At 65.0% G+C, this 3,036-nt stretch carries 4 protein-coding genes; 2 read left to right on the forward strand and 2 right to left on the reverse strand.

Going from position 1 to position 3,036, the window contains the following annotated elements; all coding sequences use genetic code 11:
- Both MUO23_14235 and MUO23_14240 read left to right on the forward strand, forming a co-directional pair.
- Window positions 1–423 (forward strand): hypothetical protein (locus MUO23_14235; GenBank protein MCJ7514108.1); only part of this gene is annotated, 423 nt, incomplete at its 5' end.
- A gap of 31 nt (window positions 424–454) precedes the next feature.
- Complete coding sequence (locus MUO23_14240; protein ID MCJ7514109.1) at window positions 455–1,498, forward strand: SPFH domain-containing protein; 1,044 nt, start codon at window positions 455–457, stop codon at window positions 1,496–1,498.
- Window positions 1,499–1,573: 75 nt separating this feature from the next.
- On the opposite strand, the gene MUO23_14245 is transcribed toward MUO23_14240, so the two are convergent.
- Both MUO23_14245 and MUO23_14250 read right to left on the reverse strand, forming a co-directional pair.
- The gene (locus MUO23_14245) at window positions 1,574–2,266 is read right to left on the reverse strand and encodes a hypothetical protein (GenBank protein MCJ7514110.1); all 693 of its coding nucleotides are present in this window, start codon (window positions 2,264–2,266) and stop codon (window positions 1,574–1,576) included.
- Window positions 2,266–3,036: beta-ketoacyl-[acyl-carrier-protein] synthase II (locus tag MUO23_14250; GenBank protein ID MCJ7514111.1), on the reverse strand; the 771-nt coding region annotated here is incomplete at its 5' end. The genes MUO23_14245 and MUO23_14250, both read right to left, overlap by 1 nt.

A 3,036-nucleotide genomic window follows, 5' to 3' on the forward strand; every position in this document is an offset into this window, starting at 1 on the left:
GAGAACCGGCGAGCAGCGGATAAGATCCTTCGGGAAACCGTAGCCCAGCGGTACGAGGAGCAGTGGGCGAGGGTCTCTGAGCTGCAGAAGCGCCTGGTAAGCGAAGGCCAGCTGGAGGTGGTGGACGATCTGGAGGCTGCAGCCGTCAAGCTGCGGGCGTTCATCGACCGGATACGGCGGGCCTCGTACGGGTACGCTGGCTTCTTCGATGCTGTGCGGATCAATGAAGCGGAGCTGACCAAGGTCTACGAATTCGACCTGGCACTGTTGCAGGACGTCGAGAAGGTCAATGGCGCCGTCGACAATGTGGCGGCTTCGATTGGGTCAGACGGCCTTCCGGCGGCCATGCGCAATCTCACGACGGTCTGCCAGGAGGCGATTGACGCCTTCAATCGGCGCGACGAGGTTATCCTGAGCGTGTAGTCCGCTTCGGGGCAGAGGAGGAGTCCAAGCGATGGCCAGAATCTTCGATATTGTCGAATACCCAAACGAAATGAAGGATGAGATCGTTCACCGAATTCCTGAACAGGGGTCGGGCGATTTCCGGATCGGCAGCCAGGTGATCGTGCGTGAAAGCCAGACGGCGGCCTTCTACCGGGACGGCAAGGCGCTGGATGTCTTCGAACCGGGGCGGCATACCATCACCACAGCCAACATCCCGGGCCTGGTGAACCTGATCGGCCGCGCTTTCAACGATCAGACCCCCTTCAAGGCGGAGGTCTACTTCGTGTCGATGCGCGAGTTCGCCGACCAGAAGTGGGGAACGCCCCAGCCGATCATCGTGCGCAACCCGGGGATGGCGCTGGGCGTGGCGCTGCTCCAGGGCTATGGCACCTTCGGCTTCCAGGTGAGCGACCCGCAGCAGTTCGTCACCCAGGTGGTCGGCGTCAACGGCGCCTTCCGCACAGTCGATATTCAGGCCCGCCTGCGCTCGATGCTGCTCTCCAAGCTGCAGGACCTGCTGGGCGAGACAACTGCCGCCAAGAACGTCCCGGAGTTGATCGGCCTAGTAGAGGAGATCGGCGCCGGCGTTCGAGCCAAGGCCCAGGACGACTTCAAAGCTCTGGGTTTGACACTGAAGGCGTTCTATGTCGAGAGCCTGAAGCCCTCTGATCGTTCGGCGGAGGAGTTGCGGGCGATGGGCATGCTCGACGTGGCGACCTACACCCAACTGCAGGCGGCGGATGCGATGCGAGATGCAGCTAATAATCCACAAGGCGGAGCCGGCCTGACGGCGGGCATCGGCGCCGGGATGGGGATCGGCAATGTGCTCACGGGATCCCTGCAGCAGGGAGCGGCCAGCGGAGCCGCAGCCGCCGGCGGCGCTGCAGCAGGCGGTGGACCGTCGGTGATGACCCCGTCTGAGGCCGCGGCCTACCTCAAGGTTTCAGAGGAAGATGTGGTGGCTGCCATCAAGGGCGGCCAGCTCAAGGCCAAGAAGATTGGCAACGCCTACCGCATCAGCAAGGATGCCCTCGACGATTTCTTGAAGTCGTAGGCGACTCGCGCCGGCACAAAAGAAGAAGGGCCCGGGCAACCTGCCGGGCCCTGTCGTTGGGTGCGGCCGTCCGGTTCAGTCTGCCACCAGCCTTAGGCTGGCGCTCAGGCGTGCCAGTTGTTCCTCTGTCAGGCCTGGACGCTTGGGCTGGCGGCGCAAGGCCTCCTTGGCCTTCTTGGCGTGGAAAGCCGGGATGGGGCTCGACTCGCCGTGGACCACGGCGCGGTTGTGGATGAACATCAGCAGCGGCTCGACCGGGATCTGGGCGCCCTCAGGCAGGCGCTTGCGCAAGGCCGAGGCCATGGCGTCGGCGTCGGCCCGGGCCAGCGTCTCCACGCTGCGGAGGGTGCGCGTCCCGCCCCGGCGCAGGCCGCGCCCTTCCGTTGTCCGCTCCCAACGACCGTTCCGAAAGCGGAGCTCCCCGTCCTCGGTGCGCAGGATCAGGGCGTACACCCCGCTCGGGGTGAACAGGGCGTGGGGGGTGGCCAGCTTGTAGTGAATCAGGGCATACCGACCGTCGAGACCTTTGAGGGCCTCGTCGGCGATCTCGTCCAGGCGCGGTCGACGGGACCACCGGCTCATGAAGGCCGAGCCAAACTGAATCGCCATCAATCCGGCCAGCGCTGGCGCCAGGGCATAGGTGCTCCATTCAGGGTTGCGGGACACCACAAACATCCCTCCGGCCATGATGACCAGACCGCCATACAGCAGGATCTTGCCCAAGCGGGCGTTGCGAGAGATCATGCGCTCGTCTGCAAGCCGTTTCATCAGGCATTCACCTCTCGTAGCACCAGGCAGGCGTTCTGACCGCCAAGGCCGAAGGAGTTCGACAGTGCCGCTCGGACTCGGGCAGGGCGCGGCTCGTTGGGCACGTAGTCCAGGTCGCACTCAGGATCCGGGGTTTGGTAGTTGACCGTCGGGTGGATGACCTGGTGTCTCAGGGTCAGCGCGCACACCGCGGCCTCGATGGCTCCGGCGGCACCCATCGAGTGGCCGAGCATCGACTTGGTCGAAGACACCGGGATCTGATAGGCGCGGTCCCCGAAGAGCTGTTTGATCGCCAGCGTTTCAATGGCGTCATTGGCCGGGGTTGATGTGCCGTGGGCGTTAATGTAGTCGATTTCGTCCGTCGCCATCCCGGCCGACTCAAGCGCCCAACGCATGGTGCGCACGGCGCCGGTGGCGCGTGGATCGGGAGCGGCGATGTGGTAGGCGTCTCCGGTGTTGGCATGGCCTGCGACCTCGGCGTAGATCCTTGCCCCGCGGGCGCGGGCGTGATCCAGATTCTCCAGGATCAGCACTGCCGCTCCCTCCGACAACAGGAAGCCCTCCCGACGGGCGTCAAAGGGGCGCGAGGCGGCTTCGGGTTGGTCGTTGAAGCTCGTCGGGAGCGCCCGCATGGCGGCAAAGCCGATGAGCACAAAATCGGTGAGCACCGCGTCCACCCCGCCGGCGATGACCACATCGGCGATCCCCTGGAAGATCGATTCCGCCCCCTCGCCAACGGATTGCGTCCCCGTGGCGCAGGCCGTGGTCAC

This window comes from Anaerolineales bacterium, from assembly GCA_022866145.1.
In the GTDB taxonomy this organism is placed as follows: domain Bacteria; phylum Chloroflexota; class Anaerolineae; order Anaerolineales; family E44-bin32; genus PFL42.

What these genes read in the sequence shown, in the direction of transcription:
- MUO23_14240 (MCJ7514109.1), top strand. Translation starts at nt 455, where the DNA reads ATGGCCAGAATCTTCGATATTGTCGAATACCCAAACGAAATGAAGGAT.
- MUO23_14245 (MCJ7514110.1), bottom strand. Translation starts at nt 2,266, where the DNA reads ATGAAACGGCTTGCAGACGAGCGCATGATCTCTCGCAACGCCCGCTTG.